General features: G+C 69.6%; 16 protein-coding genes and 1 tRNA gene. 4 read left to right on the plus strand and 13 right to left on the minus strand.

The window, feature by feature from the left end; translation table 11 throughout:
• Nucleotides 1-16 precede the first annotated feature (16 nt).
• The 5 genes from FHU36_RS29435 to FHU36_RS29455 all read right to left on the minus strand — a co-directional run bounded on the left by FHU36_RS29435 (nucleotide 17) and on the right by FHU36_RS29455 (nucleotide 3,149).
• Nucleotides 17-541, minus strand: a complete 525-nt coding sequence (locus FHU36_RS29435; RefSeq protein WP_185087018.1) for a P-loop NTPase family protein — start codon at nucleotides 539-541, stop codon at nucleotides 17-19.
• 136 nt (nucleotides 542-677) lie between these two features.
• Entirely contained in the window at nucleotides 678-1,187 is a 510-nt protein-coding gene (locus tag FHU36_RS29440; protein ID WP_312891907.1) for an NUDIX domain-containing protein, read from the minus strand.
• A gap of 146 nt (nucleotides 1,188-1,333) precedes the next feature.
• On the minus strand, nucleotides 1,334-1,495 hold the full coding sequence (locus tag FHU36_RS29445) for a hypothetical protein (RefSeq protein WP_185087019.1): 162 nt from the start codon (nucleotides 1,493-1,495) through the stop codon (nucleotides 1,334-1,336).
• A 219-nt stretch (nucleotides 1,496-1,714) separates the two neighbouring features.
• The gene (locus FHU36_RS29450; protein ID WP_185087020.1) at nucleotides 1,715-2,560 is read right to left on the minus strand and encodes an SDR family oxidoreductase; all 846 of its coding nucleotides are present in this window, start codon (nucleotides 2,558-2,560) and stop codon (nucleotides 1,715-1,717) included.
• Nucleotides 2,561-2,777: 217 nt separating this feature from the next.
• A complete protein-coding gene (locus FHU36_RS29455; protein WP_185087021.1) occupies nucleotides 2,778-3,149 on the minus strand; it encodes a DUF5997 family protein in 372 nt (123 codons plus the stop codon).
• A 54-nt stretch (nucleotides 3,150-3,203) separates the two neighbouring features.
• Here FHU36_RS29455 and FHU36_RS29460 point away from each other — a divergent pair, with 54 nt between their 5' ends.
• Entirely contained in the window at nucleotides 3,204-3,932 is a 729-nt protein-coding gene (locus tag FHU36_RS29460) for a LysR family substrate-binding domain-containing protein (RefSeq protein ID WP_312891908.1), read from the plus strand.
• 91 nt (nucleotides 3,933-4,023) lie between these two features.
• Here FHU36_RS29460 and FHU36_RS29465 read toward each other — a convergent pair whose 3' ends face one another.
• The 8 genes from FHU36_RS29465 to FHU36_RS29500 form a co-directional block, all read right to left on the minus strand.
• Complete coding sequence (locus FHU36_RS29465) at nucleotides 4,024-5,595, minus strand: TROVE domain-containing protein (RefSeq protein WP_185087022.1); 1,572 nt, start codon at nucleotides 5,593-5,595, stop codon at nucleotides 4,024-4,026.
• A 1,249-nt stretch (nucleotides 5,596-6,844) separates the two neighbouring features.
• Nucleotides 6,845-6,916, minus strand: a tRNA-Val gene (locus FHU36_RS29470).
• Nucleotides 6,917-6,933: 17 nt separating this feature from the next.
• Nucleotides 6,934-7,884 (minus strand): ROK family protein, encoded by a 951-nt coding sequence (locus FHU36_RS29475; RefSeq protein WP_312891909.1) that lies wholly within the window; start codon nucleotides 7,882-7,884, stop codon nucleotides 6,934-6,936.
• Between the two features lie 46 nt (nucleotides 7,885-7,930).
• Nucleotides 7,931-8,239, minus strand: coding sequence for a hypothetical protein (locus tag FHU36_RS29480; RefSeq protein WP_185087023.1), 309 nt, complete (start codon nucleotides 8,237-8,239; stop codon nucleotides 7,931-7,933).
• Between the two features lie 14 nt (nucleotides 8,240-8,253).
• A complete protein-coding gene (locus FHU36_RS29485) occupies nucleotides 8,254-8,703 on the minus strand; it encodes a peroxiredoxin (protein ID WP_185087728.1) in 450 nt (149 codons plus the stop codon).
• 41 nt (nucleotides 8,704-8,744) lie between these two features.
• Nucleotides 8,745-9,173 (minus strand): DUF3052 domain-containing protein, encoded by a 429-nt coding sequence (locus FHU36_RS29490; RefSeq protein ID WP_185087024.1) that lies wholly within the window; start codon nucleotides 9,171-9,173, stop codon nucleotides 8,745-8,747.
• Nucleotides 9,174-9,289: 116 nt separating this feature from the next.
• Nucleotides 9,290-9,697 carry a secondary thiamine-phosphate synthase enzyme YjbQ gene (locus FHU36_RS29495; protein ID WP_185087025.1) on the minus strand — a complete coding sequence of 136 codons (408 nt, stop codon included), beginning with the start codon at nucleotides 9,695-9,697 and terminating at the stop codon, nucleotides 9,290-9,292.
• A gap of 9 nt (nucleotides 9,698-9,706) precedes the next feature.
• A complete protein-coding gene (locus FHU36_RS29500) occupies nucleotides 9,707-9,889 on the minus strand; it encodes a DUF1918 domain-containing protein (RefSeq protein WP_185087026.1) in 183 nt (60 codons plus the stop codon).
• Between the two features lie 569 nt (nucleotides 9,890-10,458).
• Here FHU36_RS29500 and aceE point away from each other — a divergent pair.
• The 3 genes from aceE (at nucleotide 10,459) to FHU36_RS29515 (ending at nucleotide 15,899) form a co-directional block, all read left to right on the plus strand.
• On the plus strand, nucleotides 10,459-13,206 hold the full coding sequence (aceE, locus tag FHU36_RS29505; RefSeq protein ID WP_185087027.1) for a pyruvate dehydrogenase (acetyl-transferring), homodimeric type: 2,748 nt from the start codon (nucleotides 10,459-10,461) through the stop codon (nucleotides 13,204-13,206).
• A 159-nt stretch (nucleotides 13,207-13,365) separates the two neighbouring features.
• Nucleotides 13,366-14,862, plus strand: coding sequence for an alpha/beta hydrolase (locus FHU36_RS29510; RefSeq protein WP_185087028.1), 1,497 nt, complete (start codon nucleotides 13,366-13,368; stop codon nucleotides 14,860-14,862).
• A gap of 95 nt (nucleotides 14,863-14,957) precedes the next feature.
• Nucleotides 14,958-15,899, plus strand: coding sequence for a maleylpyruvate isomerase family mycothiol-dependent enzyme (locus FHU36_RS29515; protein WP_185087029.1), 942 nt, complete (start codon nucleotides 14,958-14,960; stop codon nucleotides 15,897-15,899).
• The last annotated feature ends 100 nt before the right edge of the window (nucleotides 15,900-15,999 follow it).

Genomic DNA, 15,999 nt, shown 5'->3' on the forward strand with positions numbered 1-15,999 from the left:
GCACCCGGCCGGCGGCTCACGATGGACTCAAGGCGACGCCGCTCAGCCAGCGGCGCGCCTCTCCGGCGGTGCGCAGGCGGACGACGGCGATCCGCGGATGCCGGGCGACGCGCTGCAGGGTATCGACCCGCTTCCGCTCGTGCTGGGACCATGCCCAGCGGATCGGGTGCTCCGGCTCCAGCCAGTCCCGGAAGCTCTCCCGGTTGCCGTTCCACAGCTCCCGGCGGGTCGCCGCGCGGGCGATCGAGCGCCGGACGACCCGTTGCATCACCGTACGGCGCGGCAGATCGAGCCAGACGACGGTGTCGGCCCGCTCCCACAACAGGTCGTGCAGGACGGAGTGGTACTGATCCTCCGTCACCCAGCACGCCCCGGAGGAGAAGGCATCCACCTCCGACTCGAACTCCGGTCGCCTGACCCAGCCTCGCCCGTGGTGGAGCGCGTCCAGTTCGCAGCGGGGGAGCTTGAACCGCCCCTCCAACGCCTGGGCCATCGTGGTCTTCCCGGAGCCGGAGACGCCCGCGACCAGAATCCTCTTCACGAGATCATTTCGCCCTTTCACGGGGAGGGACGAGCAGGGTGCGCCGCCACGTCGACGTAGGGCGAGGCGTACAGGATCCGTCCGCATGCACGCCCGCCGGAGTCCGGGAAGCCCGGACGGGTCGTCGCTCAGCCGGTCATTCCGGAACTACGGCCCGCCCGTGCTCCAAATACACCGTCTCGCCGAGTTCCCGAGCGGTGACGGCGGCCTTGACCCGGCGGGCCAGACGCTCGATCAGCAGATCGTCGAGCTCATCGGCCGGGTAGAAGCCGTACGCGCTCAACTCGTTGTCGGCGAACTTGATCTGCTTGAGCAGTGCTCCGTCGATCTCACCGCCGTCGAACACGAAGAGGATCTTGTCGCCTTCGTCAGGGCGAGGTGCCCAGTCGGCCACGAGCAGCCGGCCGATGGGTGGTTCGATGCCGAGTTCCTCGCGGACTTCGCGCACGCACGCCTGGTAGGGCGTCTCCCCCGGCTCGACGATCCCGCCCGGGATCTCCCGCTGCCGCTTGTAGACCGGCTGCACAAGCAGCACCCGGCCTTCCGCGTCACAGAACAGCGCCCCGGCAGCGGCGCGGGCTCGGGTGAACGGCGGCGTATCGTGATTGCTCACCCTCCGGACCTTACGCGACTTCGCCTCACTCACCTCGACGGACGTTCCGCCCACACGCCTCGGCTCTCCCCACTCGTCCCGAACCGTTGTCACTCCGCTGGTCGCTTCTCCCACACGTAGCCGACCGCCTCGATGCGGCGGGTGGCCCATCCCGACCCATGCGTCCGTGGTACGCAGGATCATCCGGAGCCGCGGCCCCGCCGGAGGCCCTGTCTGCGGCGGCGCAGCAACACCGTGGCGAGCCAGATGAGGGTGGGCAGGAGAAGCAGCAGCACCACGAAACCAGCCCCAAGAGCGAGCTCGGCGTCGGTCAACGGCCTGCTTGAGAGATCATCGTCCACCTCGGTGAAACTATCCGCTGCGCGAAGGGCCGGAATACTCGCGCCCCAGCGTGAGGCCGCCCACCGGACGGCTGCATGACAGGCACGATGGTGCGGCCAGAAGCGCCCGCTTCCGGCGGCCCCGTTCTCCCTGATCACTCACGAGAGGCACCACGCACGAGGTCGAGCGGCTGCCTCACCACCACGCCATGACAGCAAGCGACAGGCGCCGCTTGATCTTCAGCCGAAGGCCACGAACCGCTGACCGTCACCCAGGAATTGCCGTGCGCCGCGCAACCTGGTCCGAAGCCGGCGCTGCGTCATGGCGCAGTCCAGGCGCACGTCCAGAGGGCCGGGCAACCTGGTGTCCGCCCGCCTGCCTGAAGGCAGACGGTTCGCGTCGAGCCCATCGCGGCGGGCGATGAGCAGCCCGAGCTCGTACCGGCTCACGGCATCGGCGCCCGCGACGTGGTGGATACCGCGATACTCGGCTGCGGCAAGTTCCAGGAGCGCCGCAGCAAGGTCAACCACATGCACGGGACACCGCACGTCATCGGTGAACAGCACCCCCCTCCCCTTGCCGGTGGCCAGTGAACGCACCAGGGCCTCGTGCGAGGAGCCGCCGTCGCCGATGATCAGGGATGTCCGGGCTATCACCGCAGCCGGCACGATCGCGTTCACCGCTGTCTCGGCGGCGGCTTTGGCCGCACCGTACGGGCTGATCGGGTCAGGGACACACGTCTCGTCATAGTGAATCGCGGCGCCGGAGAAGACCGCGTCGCTGGACACATGGACGAGGCGTCCGCCGGCCCTGGAGACAGCGAGAGCCACGTTCACGGCGCCAACCGCCGTGGTCGTCCAATCCGTCTGCCGGTAGGCGGCGTTGATGACCGCCTCTGGCCGGAATGCGCCGATCAGCACATCGACGTCCTCGCGTCGGCGCACATCGAGCGGCAACCACTCAACCCCGGTGGTCTCTCCCGATCGGGTCAGATACGTCGCGGCGACCTCGTGTCCCGCCAGCGAACACTGCCGAGCGAGCTCTCTGCCGAGCAAGCCACTGCCGCCGACGACGAGGGTTCTCATGGCCGGTCACCATAGTTGATCAGCCGCTCCGAGACGGCCGCCGGACTCACCACCTGTTTCCTCAATCGAGAACGGGGCTCTCGTCGCAGGTGGGCCACGCGTGACCCGGCGCGAACCACAGCTCCCCAGTCACCGTGCGTAAGCCCTCTGGTTCCCCAGGCAGCGAAGACCTCTCTGCGGCTCATCCGACGCGCTCGTCTCGGGCCGGAGCAACTGTCTAGCGTTGCTTGAGCCGGAGTGCCTCTTTGCGGGTCTCGGCCTGGATGGACCGCTCGCGCTCCAGCCACACCGGGTTCTCCGCCTTCAGCGCATCGATCTCAGCGGTGGTGAGCGGTCCGGTGATCCCGCCTCTGCTCAGGCCGGAAATGGAGATGCCGAGCTTCGCGGCGACGACCTGCTTCGGGTGCGGGCCGTTGCGGCGAAGGTCAGCGAGCCAGGCGGGTGGCGTCGACTGCAACGCGTTCAGCTCGTCCCTGGAGACGACACCCGCCTGGAACTCGGCGGGAGTGGCCGAGAGGAGGACACCCAGCTTCTTGGCCGCGGTCTCGGGCTTCATCGTCTGGATGGTCTTCGGTTTGGACGAGGTCATGGCGTCGAGAGTAGTCAGTCGGAACGGGTCCTCTGACATCGGTACCCTGAGGAAGTGACTGATGGGGAGACCGGCAGGGTGTTCCGGCTGGCGTACGTGCCCGGGGTGACACCCGCGAAATGGGTCAACGTCTGGACCGAGAGGATGCCCGGCGTGCCGGTTGCCCTGGTCACGGTTCCCGCCTCCGAGGTGGTGGCACTCCTGCGGGAGGGCGGCGCCGACGCCGGATTCGTCAGGCTGCCGGTCGACCGTGACGGGCTCAGCGTGATTCCTCTCTACGTGGAGACCACGGTGGTCGTGGTGCCCAAGGACCATGCGGTGACCGCCGCCGACGAGGTGGCCATCGCCGACCTGACCGACGACGAGGTGTTCCATCCTCTGGACGACACCCTCGAGTGGACGGTCCGGCCCGGGCTGCCCGCGCTCACCCGCCCGGCCACGACGGCGGACGCGATCGAGCTGGTGGCGGCCGGCACCGGGCTCCTCCTGGTTCCGCAGTCGCTGGCACGCCTCCACCACCGCAGGGATCTCACCTACCGGCCGGTGCCGGACGCGCCGCAGTCCCAGGTCGCGCTGGCCTGGCCCACGGACGCGACCACCGACCTGGTGGAAGATTTCATCGGCATCGTCCGCGGCCGGACGGTGAACAGCTCACGCGGCCGCGCCTCCGCCTCCCCTGCGGAGAAACCGGCACAGCGGCAGGCCCCAAAACCCGCACAGAATCGCTCCGGCCGCCGGGCCGCGCCGGCCAGCCGCAAGAGGAAGGGCCATCGGCCCCGGTGACCCGCAGCCCCTGACCTCCGGTCCGGCCCCGGCAATGGATGCGGCCGGCCCGCATCGATGCGCGACATCCACACAGCCGGGTCGTGCCGGGCTAGAACGGCCAGTCGGCGTTCTTGCCGGCCTCAAGCAGAGGGATCATCCGGAACGCCGCGTCCGACAGGCCGCCGAAGGTGTGCCGGTGCCGCTTCCCGGATGGGCCGTGCCCGTACTGGTAGCCGGCGAGGTTCCACGTGTAGACGGGAACGTTCAGCGACACCTGCCTGGTCGGGTCGGCACCGTGGTTCCCGGCCCACGCCTGCTCGTCCGTGACGATGACGACACGGTCGTGGCTGCGGTAGTGAGCGCGGACCGCCTCGGCCGTGTCGGTGCCGCCGAGGTTGCCGAACCGCTCCACCACCCGCAGCACCGAGTCACCCGCGCTGTAGGACACGGGCCGGGAACTGGTGCCGAACTCGACCAGGTCGGCCGACTCGGCGCGCATCGCCAGCGCCACACCGAACACCGCGGCGGAGTCGGCGCGGTTGAGCCCGGACCTCGCCGAGACCCCGTCGAACATCGACCCCGACCGGTCCACCAGGATCAGCGTGCGGCCGGTCAGGGCGGGAACGTTGGCCAGCGAGTGGCCGAGAGCCTGCTCCAGCGGGTAGGCCCACCGCAGAGACGGGGCATGCTTGTAGGCGGCGAGGAACCGGAACGGGAACTGCTTGGACCGGCGCACCTCCTCCGCGTCGGCCAGTCGCGCCGCCACAGGCGCGGCGACCTCGTCGGAGACGCCCGCCTGGTCGAAGTTGCGCAGGTTACGGGTAAGCGCCATCAGCCCCATGGACGGGATGACCGCCTCCCACGCCGCAGCATCCATCGGCCCCTGCAGCCAGCCCGCCAGCGCCTCCCACGTGATACCGGCAAGGGTGAGCAACTCGCGGACATCCGGCCGGGCGAGGACCTCGCGGCGCTGGTCGACGGGCAGCGCCATCAGCCGCTCCCGCTGGATCAGCGTCGACAGGGTCGCCGGGATCTCCTTGTCCCGGTTGTGGCGCCGGTCGAGAGCATGCTGGAACAGGTCGCCCTGCCAGCGTCGCGCCGGGTCCGGGCTGGGGTGGACGATGTCGATGACGTCGCCGAACCGGTAGCCCTTGGTGTCGGTGTCGTACTTGAGCAGGCTCCGCTCGGTGTACAGCCGTTGCACAGCGTCGGCCACACCCCGCTTGACGGGCTTGGGGATGGCCCGGCCGTAGGTGGACGTCCAGTAGGCGAGCGCCTCCCCCGGCTCGTCCGCGCGCTGGAGCACCGAGTCGACGAGCTGCCGGTTCAGCCCCTGCATACCGGCGCCGAGCCGTGCCTTGACCGCTTCCAGCGCCGCGACGACGGGAGCCGACCGCATGTTCGCCTCGGAGCGCAGCCACGGCAGGAAGCGGGCCAGCCACTCGCCGTCCTCGACCGCGACCTCATGGGCTAACGCCCGGAACCGCTCATCCCTGTCACCCGCCTTCTCGTAGAAGGTGTTCTCCCCCGCCATGTTGGCGACGGCTAGCAGGAACAGCTCACCCTTGGCGTCCCGCGAGTACCCGGGAGCTCCCTCGTGCGTACGGCCGGACGGCGTCGCCGCCGACTTGACCGGGCTGGATACCGCGGCCTTGGTGGGTGTGTTGTTGAACTTCGCCATGACGCGACGAGGCCCCCTTCTCAAATAGCCGGAAGGGGGCCTCGTCCAAGAGATCGCGCCCGAGATCGAAGTCGGCGACGGGCTCACATACCAACGCTCTGCCCACTGAGCTACACCCCGCGGATGCGCAGGGCGACGGGACTCGAACCCGCGACACCTGGTTCTCAATTGAAGGATCCGTAGCCTGCGCACCGGGCACGCCTCTGAAGTTGTGTCCCTCCCGAGATCAAAGTCGGCGACGGAGACGTAAGCGTCTTGGGCCACTAGACGACACCCACCGAGGTGGGCGGCGGGATTCGAACCCGCGTCGCTCCTTGTTGAGAGGAAGTATCCGTTGCCTGCGCACCGGGAGGTGCGTATCCAGTTGTGAGGCTCAGAGATCAGAGACAGCGCCGGGTCGGTTTCATTGAGGAGATGAAGGAACCGGAGCTTTCACACCTGAGCCACCGCCAGCGTAACCCACGATGCGGCTGAGCTCAGCGGGATTTCCGGCCACTCCTCACGAAGCGGAATGGTTGCCGCAGGTCAGCTCATATGCCGCGATTTCTACGTTGTCGGGCTGCCAGCGGGTCACTCCTGGTCGTCCTCTTCAAGCGTCTGCGGGTTGACGAGCGTCCCCTTCGACTTGAGTCGCGAGACTCAACCGATGGAACGAGCGCGACAGTTCGGTGGACACCTCGCACCGGAACGCTTTTGCGCCGTCCGGCGAGAGCGATGACCTTGAAAGTCGCATCCCGCGATATCGGATCCAAAGTGGGCGGCGGCAACCAGAGCCTGTCCAGTGCTTGCTGACATTGCGGAGGCTCCGCATCGTGGCCGGCCGCGGGCGTGAGGTCCACACCCTCCGCGGCGGCAGGGATGCACCACCTGGTGTCGTGGCTTCCGTTCCGCTGCGGGCCGAAGGTCCACGCACTGTGCCACTCGCACAAGGTGTGGATGGATGAGGACGACGTTCCCATGGTCGCGCCGGAACACAGGATCTTGGGTGATTCAGCGTCTCGCCTGGGAAAACGTTCCTCCCGGGTCCTCAGCCGTCCTCGCTCGTCCATGGCCGTTGTCAGCCTCCGGGACGCCGGGCTCTCTCGGCGGTCACGCGTCTGGGGCGCCGAACGGAAGAGAACCGAAATATAACCAGACCCCGAGCAAATGTAACCGACTCATGGTTACATTTGCCTGTGAGCCAGCACGTGAACGAGTTGGTCGCGCGACAGCCCCGCAGCATGATCGCTTCGGAGCTTCTCGATGCAGGTGGGCGGTACTGGGTTCGAACCAGTGACCCCTCGCTTGTAAGGCGAGTGCTCTACCGCTGAGCTAACCGCCCCTGATCGGCACTACACCTTACGACACCAACGGCTCCGCTCGCACATCCACCGTCCACCCCGGTCCCAGGTCCGGGCGGTCGGCGGCGCGCCAGCCGAGGAGGGCCGCGCCGAGCATGCCGGCGTCCACGCCGAGCGCCGCCGGGCGCAGGGGCGGGGCGTCGCGGAAGGTCAGGCGCTTGACCAGGCGGGTGCGGACGGGGTCGAGGAGGGCGGGGCCGGCCTCGGCCAGCCCGCCGCCCAGGACGATCATGGATGGGTCGAGGAGCAGCGTGTACGTGGCCAGCGCCAGCGACAGGGCCTCGACGGCCTCGTCCCACACCTCGATGGCCATCGGGTCGTCGGAGGCGACCACCTGCTCGGCCCGTACGCCTTCCTGGCCCGAGCGGAGGCTGTAGCGCCGGCCGACGGAGGCCGCCGAGGCGTACGTCTCCAGGCAGCCGAACTGGCCGCACGCGCACTGCTCGCCGTCGGGGAAGACCGGGATGTGGCCGATCTCGCCGCCCCAGCCGGAGGCGCCCCCGTACGGTTCGCCGTGGACGATCATGGCGCCGGCGATGCCCGTGCCGATGGGCAGGAACAGGAAGTCGGGCACGCCACGCCCGGCGCCGAGGACGCTCTCGGCGAGCCCGCCGGTGCGGACGTCGTGGCCCAGCAGGATGGGCACGTCGAGCGGGGTGAAGTCGCCGGCGGGGACGTTCTTCCAGCCTAGGTTGGCGGCGTAGAGGGCGGTGTCCGCCGACACCAGTCCGGGCACGGCCAGGCCGACGCCCGCCGGGCGGCCGTCGCCGGAGGCGGCCAGGTGGCCGATGAAGTCGCGGATGGCGGCCACGACGGCTTCGGGGCCCTGCTCGCGCGGAGTGGGACGTCGCTCGCTCAGCAGCACCGCGCCGGAGTCGCTGACCAGGCCGCCCTTCATGGACGTGCCACCGACGTCGAGCGCCACGACGAACGAACTAGATGCGGACACGATAGGAGACGATAGCGCAGCTCAGTACATGTCTGGAAAGCCCCGGTCAGGGACGGCCGAGCACCCGGTTGAGAGCGGCCTCGACCTCGGCCGACAGTCCGGGCGGCGGCGCCGAGCAGGCGAACTCGCGGGCCCCCGCCAGCCGCACCGCGCCGCAGGAGCGGCACTCGACCTCGCCCAGCCGGCAGATCAGCGCCGTGGAGCCGCACGTGCGGCAGGCGTCGAGGTCGAGGTCGTGCCGGTGCTGGCAGTCCGGGCAGATGAGCACCTGGGACTCCTGGCGCACGCCGCGCTTCCACGGGCTGGCGCCACGGACGGGGTCCGTCTGCCTGGCCCCGCAGTGGTAGCAGGGCATGGTGTCCCTCCGTCTTAAGAGATGCCGGCGAGTGCCTCGACGTAGGCGGCGACGTCGCGCGCCTGCCCGATCGGATTGACCACCGACCAGCGGATCACGCCCTCGCCGTCGATGACGAAGGTGCCCCGCCGAGCGTGACCCTTCACCTCATCGAAGACACCGTACGCCCGCGCGACCTGTCCGTGTGGCCAGAAATCGGAGAGCAGCGGGAACGCGTAACCCTCGCGGTCGGCCCAGGCCCGCTGGGCGAAGACCGAGTCGACGGACACGGCGAGCACCTGCGCGTCGGCGGGGAGGTCACGCAGGGCGGCCAGCTCGCTCTGGCACACCCCGCTGAAGGCAAGCGGGTAGAAGACCAGCACGACCTTCCTTCCCCGAAGATCCGACAGCCTCACCGGAGTGCCGTGCTGGTCCTGAAGCTCGAAGTCCGGAGCCTGGGCGCCCACCGCGGCCGGATGTGTCATCACGGAGGTACATCCTGCCCTACGGCCGCCGCTCGGGCTCCCTAACGCCGGCCCTTGGGTGTCACGAGCCTGGTCCCCGACCAGTCGGGGGCTGCGGAGATGCTGCTGGTCTGCGAGAGACCCGCGGTCGTGGCGTCCTCCCCGATGTCGCTCGGCTCCACGTGGCCCTCGCGTCCGGCCTTGGGAGTGAGCAACCAGATCTGGCCGCCGTCGGCGAGTGCACGCATGGCGTCGCTCAGGACGTCGAAGAGGTCTCCGTCGCCGTCACGCCACCAGAGCAGCACCACGTCGACGACGTCGTCGGTCTCCTCGTCCAACAGCTCGTTGCCGGTCAGGTCCTCGATGGAGTCGCGAAGCTCGTCGTCGACGTCCTCGTCCCAACCGATCTCCTGCACCACCTGACCCGGCTTGAGGCCGAGTCGTTCGGCCAGGCCGCGCTCGCCCTGCGCCTGACCCGCGGTCGCGCTCACGTTTATCCCTCCTGCTTGAGTGGCCCCGCTTGTGCGGTTATCGCTTCGGGACAGTCCACACGCTGTGACCCTCAGTCGTCAACGGTCGCCACGGGTACGGCCGTGGTCCGCCGATGTCAATCGGCCAGAAATGACAGGCGAACCTGGCGTTGCGCGTTGTCGACATTCAGGTCGACGAGCGCGATCGACTGCCAGGTGCCCAGTGCGAGCCGACCGTCTAACACGGGGACGGTGGCGTACGGCGGGATCATCGCCGGCATGACGTGCGAGCGGCCGTGGCCCCGCGAGCCGTGGGCGTGCCGCCACCGTTCGTCGGCGGGCAGCAGGTCGCGCAGCGCGGCGAGCAGGTCGTCGTCGCTGCCCGATCCCAGCTCCATGAGGACCACGCCGGCGGTCGCGTGCGGGACGAAGACGTGCAGCAGCCCGTCCTGCCCCTGCTCACGCGCGAACGCGGCGCACTCCGCGGTGATGTCGTGCACCGTCTCGCGCGAACCCGTGGTCACGGAAATGATCTGGGATCTCACACGAGGATTCTACTGAGGCACGACGACGGCGTCGGGGCCGGGAAAGACCAGCCCGGTGTGACCGTCGTCGAACCGCACGATGTAGGGCGGGCCGCCGTCGGCGCCCTGCACCTCGATGATGACCCCGCTCCGGTCCCGTTCCCCCACCGTGTTGCCGTGTACGAGGAGCCGGTCGCCTACCGTCGCATTCATACCTCCAGATTCGTACGCCCCGAGCCGCACGGAAAGGGGGCCTGCCGGGCGCCTCGGAAGAGAGAGGGGGAATCCTGACCGAACCGTTACGCCCAGGGCCGACACGCCCGGGCGACGCGGGGCCCGCCGCGCCGCCCGGTAACCCTTCGCCGGGAAAGGCCGCCGACCGGGTGCGGGACGTTCGGGCGATTCACCGGAACGGCCGCTGCGGCAGACGTTGAAATTGGCCGCGACCTGCGAAAGGACGCCCCGGCGCGGGCCACTGGACGGGCGTCCGGCTAGACTCGCGCGACGCCTTCGGGGCCTCGCTGGTGACGGCCCTCCCCTTCGGGGGATACTCCAGACATGAGGGCGAAATTTCCAAGGTTTTCCGGACTTGTTAAATTGGCGGCCCAATGTAACCTTGGCCTCGGATTCGTCCTACCATCGGTGGTCTAGGCCACCGATAGCCGCCCTGCCAGCGGGGACGTCCTGGTTACCGGTCAGTAGAGATGCACTTTCTACGGCAAGCGACCAGGATGGAAGGCGACCCAGACCAGACATCAGTCATCCTCGGAAGGCGAGACCCAGTGGCTTCCGGACGCCAGCGATTCTCGATCATCAGCGACGGCCTACCCAGCCAACTGCCTGATGTCGATCCCAGCGAGACCAACGAGTGGCTCGAGTCTCTCGACAACGTCGTCAAGACCGAAGGCCGCACCAGAGCCCGCTACCTCATGCTCCGCATGCTGGAGCGGGCCCGCGAGCATCAGGTCGGCGTGCCGGGCCTGCGCAGCACCGACTACATCAACACGATCCCGCCGGAGCGGGAGCCGTGGTTCCCGGGTGACGAGCACGTCGAGCGGCGCATCCGCGCCTATATCCGCTGGAACGCCGCGATCATGGTCTCGCGTGCGAACGCCCGGACGAACGTCGGCGGCCACATCGCGACCTACGCCTCCGCCGCGTCGCTCTACGAGGTGGGCTTCAACCACTTCTTCCGCGGCAAGGACCACGGCGAGTCGGGTGACCAGGTCTACTTCCAGGGCCACGCCGCCCCCGGCATCTACGCGCGCGCCTATCTGGAGGGCCGCCTCAACGAGGCGCAGCTCGACGCGTTCCGGCAGGAGCTGTCGCACGGCTTCCACGGCCTGCCCTCCTACCCGCACCCGCGGCTGATGCCCGACTTCTGGGAGTTCCCGACCGTCTCGATGGGCCTCGGCCCGATCGGCGCGATCTACCAGGCGCGGTTCAACCGCTATCTGCTCAACCGCCAGATCAAGGACACCAGCCGCAGCCACGTCTGGGCGTTCCTGGGCGACGGCGAGATGGACGAGCCCGAGTCGCTCGGCGCGATCGGCCTGGCCGCCCGCGAGGAGCTCGACAACCTCACGTTCGTCATCAACTGCAACCTGCAGCGGCTCGACGGCCCGGTCCGCGGCAACGGCAAGATCATCCAGGAGCTGGAGTCCTACTTCCGCGGCGCCGGCTGGAACGTCATCAAGGTCGTCTGGGGCCGCGACTGGGACCCGCTGCTGGCCGCCGACGTCGACGGCGTCCTGGTCAACCAGATGAACACCACGCCCGACGGGCAGTTCCAGACCTACTCGGTCGAGTCGGGCGGCTACATCCGCGACAACTTCTTCGGCGGCGACCCGCGCCTGCGCAAGATGGTCGAGCACCTCAGCGACGACGACATCCGCAAGCTGTCGCGCGGCGGCCACGACTACCACAAGGTCTACGCGGCGTTCAAGGCGGCCCGCGAGCACGTCGGCCAGCCGACGGTCATCCTCGCCCAGACCATCAAGGGCTGGACCCTGGGCAAGGACTTCGAGGCGCGCAACGCCACACACCAGATGAAGAAGCTCACCAAGGCCGAGCTGAAGGAGTTCCGCGACCGGCTCTACCTGCCGATCCCCGACTCCGCCCTCGAAGGCGAGCTGCCGCCCTACTACCACCCGGGCGAGAACGACGCCGAGATCCAGTACATGAAGGAGCGCCGCGCGGCCCTGGGCGGCGTGCTGCCCAAGCGCGTCGTGCGCGCCAAGCCGGTCAAGCTGCCCGTCGACTCGGTCTACGACCAGTTCGGCAAGGGCTCGGGCAAGCAGCAGGTCGCCACCACGATGGCGTTCGTGCGGCTGCTGAAGGACCTCATGCGCGACAAGGAGATCGGCCACCGGTTCGTGCCGATCATCCCGGACGAGGCCCGGACGTTCGGTCTCGACGCGATGTTCCCGACGGCCAAGATCTACTCCCCGCACGGCCAGACGTACGAGGCCGTCGACAGGGAGCTGCTGCTGTCGTACAAGGAGTCGACCGAGGGTCAGATCCTGCACGAGGGCATCAGCGAGTCGGGCTCGATGGCCTCGGCGATCGCGGCGGGCTCGGCGTACGCCACGCACGGCGAGCACATGATCCCGATCTACATCTTCTACTCGATGTTCGGCTGGCAGCGCACCGGCGACCAGATGTGGCAGATGGGCGACCAGATGGCCCGCGGCTTCCTGCTGGGCGCCACCGCGGGCCGCACCACGCTCAACGGTGAGGGCCTGCAGCACGAGGACGGTCACACGCCGCTCATCGCCTCGACCAACCCGGCCGCGGTGTCGTACGACCCGTCGTGGGCGTTCGAGATCGCGCACATCGTCAAGGAGGGCCTGCGCCGGATGTACGGCGAGCGGCCCGAGGACGTCTTCTACTACCTGACCGTCTACAACGAGCCCTACCAGCAGCCGCCGCAGCCGGCCGACCTCGACGTGCAGAGCCTGCTCAAGGGCCTGTACAAGTTCGCCGACGGCCCCGCGACCCAGGGCCCGAAGGCCAACATCCTCTCCTCCGGCGTGGCCGGGCCGTGGGCGGTCGAGGCCCAGCGGCTGCTGGCCGAGGACTGGGGCGTGTCGGCCACGTTGTGGTCGGCGACCTCCTGGACGGAGCTGCGGCGCGAGGCGCTGGCGTGCGAGGAGCACAACCTCCTCAACCCCGACGCCGAAAAGCGCGTCCCGTTCGTGACCCAGGCGCTGTCGCAGGCGCAGGGGCCGTTCGTGGGCGTCAGCGACTACATGAAGGCCGTCCAGGACCAGATCGCCCAGTGGGTGCCGGGTGACTGGTCGTCGCTGGGCACCGACGGGTTCGGCCTGTCCGACACCCGCTCGGCGCTGCGCCGCCACTTCCACGTCGACGCCGCGTCGATCACGCTGGCCGTGCTGACCAGCCTGGTCCAGCGGGGCGAGCTCGACGGCGAGGTGCTGCGCGAGGCGATCGCCCGCTACCACCTCAAGAACGGCGTGACCGAGGCCGGTGGCGCCGAGAGCAACGACACCCAGTCGATGGGCGTCTGACCGGCTCACCGGCCAGGGGTGTCCTCCGCGAGGCTCGCGGGGGACACCCCTTCCGCGTTGAAGAACCCCGGCACAGGTTCGTGCCGTCACACCCCTCTTGGCGCGATCTCACGTATTGTGGGCACTACTTCCCCCCGGACACGTCTGAGGGGAAGTTCCATGCGTCATGTCCTTGCCGTTGTCACGCTGAGCGTGTCCGCCGTGGCCTGCGCCGGCACGGCGAAGCCCGACACCGATCCCAAGGGCACCATCCCGCCCATCTCCTGGGGCCCCTGTACGGACATCAAGCGACCTGACGGCCAGCCGCCGGTCCAGCAGGACCCGAACGTCCGCTGCGCCAAGCTCGCCGTGCCGCTCGACTACGCCAAACCCGACGCCGGCACGATCCAGCTCGCACTGATCAAGGTCGCGGCCACGGACCCGGCCCGGCGGATCGGCTCGCTGGTGTTCAACTTCGGCGGCCCCGGCGGCTCGGGCGTCGACACGCTGGACCAGGCCGCCAAGGCGTTCACGACGCTGCGCACCCGCTACGACCTGGTCAGCTTCGACCCGCGCGGCGTGGAACGCAGCTCCGGCGTGCGCTGCGGCACCGGCGCCGACATGGACCGCTGGGTGGCGCTCAACACGCTGCCGGCCAACCGGCGCACGCGCGAGGCCAGCAAGGCGGCCAACGCGGAGTTCGCCCGGCTCTGCCAGCGTGACTCCGGCCGGGTGCTGCCGTACGTGGGGACCGTCAACGCGGCCCGCGACATGGAGCGGCTGCGGACCGCGCTCGGCGACGCGAAGCTCAACTACCTGGGCATGTCGTACGGCACGCACCTCGGAGCGGTCTACGCCACCATGTTCCCCAAGAACGTGGGCCGCATGGTGCTCGACGCCCCCCTCGACCCGACGGTCACCTTCCGGGAGCGCACCCTGTCCCAGACGCGCGGCTTCCAGGACGCCTACCGCAGCTTCCTGCGCTCGTGCGTCAAGGACGGCTGCGAGATCGGCAAGACCGTGCAGGCCGCCAACACCAACGTCGACCGCCTGATGAACCGCCTGGTCAGGAAGCCGCTGCCGGTCGCCGGCCGGCAGCTCACCCAGGGTCTGGCCTCCACCGGCGTCGCCGCCGCGCTCTACTCCGAGCTGTCCTGGCCGTTCCTGGAGAAGGCGGTCAGCCAGGCGATCAAGGGCCGGGGCGAGACGCTGATGTACCTGGCCGACTCCTACACCGGCCGCAACCCCGACGGCACCTACTCCACGCAGATGTCCAGCTTCCCGGCGATCACCTGCGTCGACACCGCCGAACGGCCCGACGAGAGCCGGCTGCTGGGCACGTGGCAGGCCGCGCTGCGGATCTCGCCGCTGTTCGGCAGCGAGGGCTCGGGCGGGCTGTGCAGCATCTGGCCGGCCCAGGGCAGCAACGAGGCCAAGCGGGTCAACGCCACCGGGTCCGCGCCGATCGTGGTCGTCGGCGGCAAGGGCGACCCCGCCACGCCGTACCAGTGGGCGCCCAGGCTGACCAGTCAGCTCAAGACCGCCACGCTCATCACCTACGAGGGCGAGGGGCACGGCGCCTACACCTCGGGCAGCACCTGCATCCGGCGGGCCGTCGACGGCTACCTGCTCAACGACAAGGTGCCCGGCCGCAACGTGAGCTGCCCGGCGGCCTGACACCCCCGGCATGACCCGCTCAGCGTGACCTGCCCGGCATGGGTGAGATGCCGGGCAGCGTGACGTATCCGGCGGTGTGATCTAGTGTCGGTCAGGTGACCGCCGACAGCGCGCTCGACCGTTACCGGGATCGTGTCCGCGACGAGGCCGACCGCCTCGTCGAGCTGGCCGCCGGCGCCGATCCCGGCACGCCGGTGCCCTCCTGCCCCGGCTGGACGATGGCCGACCTGATCACCCACGTCGGCACCACGCACCGGTGGGTGATCCACATCCTCGAACACCGGGTCCAGGAACGGATCTGGTCGCGCGAGGTGCCCAACGGGCTCGCCGAGGGCCAAAGTGGCGATGGCGCCTGGCTGGCGGACGGCGCCGGCAGGCTGCTGGCCACGCTCCGCTCGACCGACCCCGATCTGCCGGTGTGGACGTGGGGCTCGGGCCGCTCGGCCGCGTGGTGGGCGCGGCGGATGGCCTACGAGCTGCTGATCCACCGCATCGACGCCGAGCTCGCCCTCGGCGTCGAGTCGGACGTCCCCTGGGCCGTGGCCCTCGACGCGATCGACGAGCTGCTCGGCAACCTGCCGCACGCCCGCTGGGTCACCCGACACCTCGCGGAGCTGGACGCGGCGGGCGCCACCCTCCACTTCCACGCGACGGACACCCACCCGCACGACCGGCCCGCCGGGGACGGACCACCCACCGGGAACGGGCCACCCACCGGGGACAGGCCACCCGCCCTGGACAGGCCACCCGCCCGGGACAGGCCACCGGTTGAAGGCGGGCCCGCTGAGGACGAGCCACCCGCTGACGGCAGGTCACCGGCTGGGAGCGAGCCGCCCGCCGAGGGCGAGTGGACCCTCACCCAGGGCCCCGCCGGGGCGCTCACCTGCGAACGCGGACACGCCAAGGCCGACGTCGCGGTCCGCGGCCCGGCCAGGGACCTGCTGCTGATGCTGTACGGCAGGCGTTTCGCCGCCACCCTCACCGTCCACGGCGACCACGCCTTCCTGGACCGCTGGCTGGACAAGGCCGCCATCTGACCGCCCCGCGCCCGTTCGGGGACCTGCCCGGCCTAGGCACCGAACCCTGGACGCGCCGCCGCTCGGCGGTCGGCGGCGAGTCCAGGACGGGGCCGCTCGC

The organism is Nonomuraea muscovyensis (assembly GCF_014207745.1).
GTDB lineage: Bacteria > Actinomycetota > Actinomycetes > Streptosporangiales > Streptosporangiaceae > Nonomuraea > Nonomuraea muscovyensis.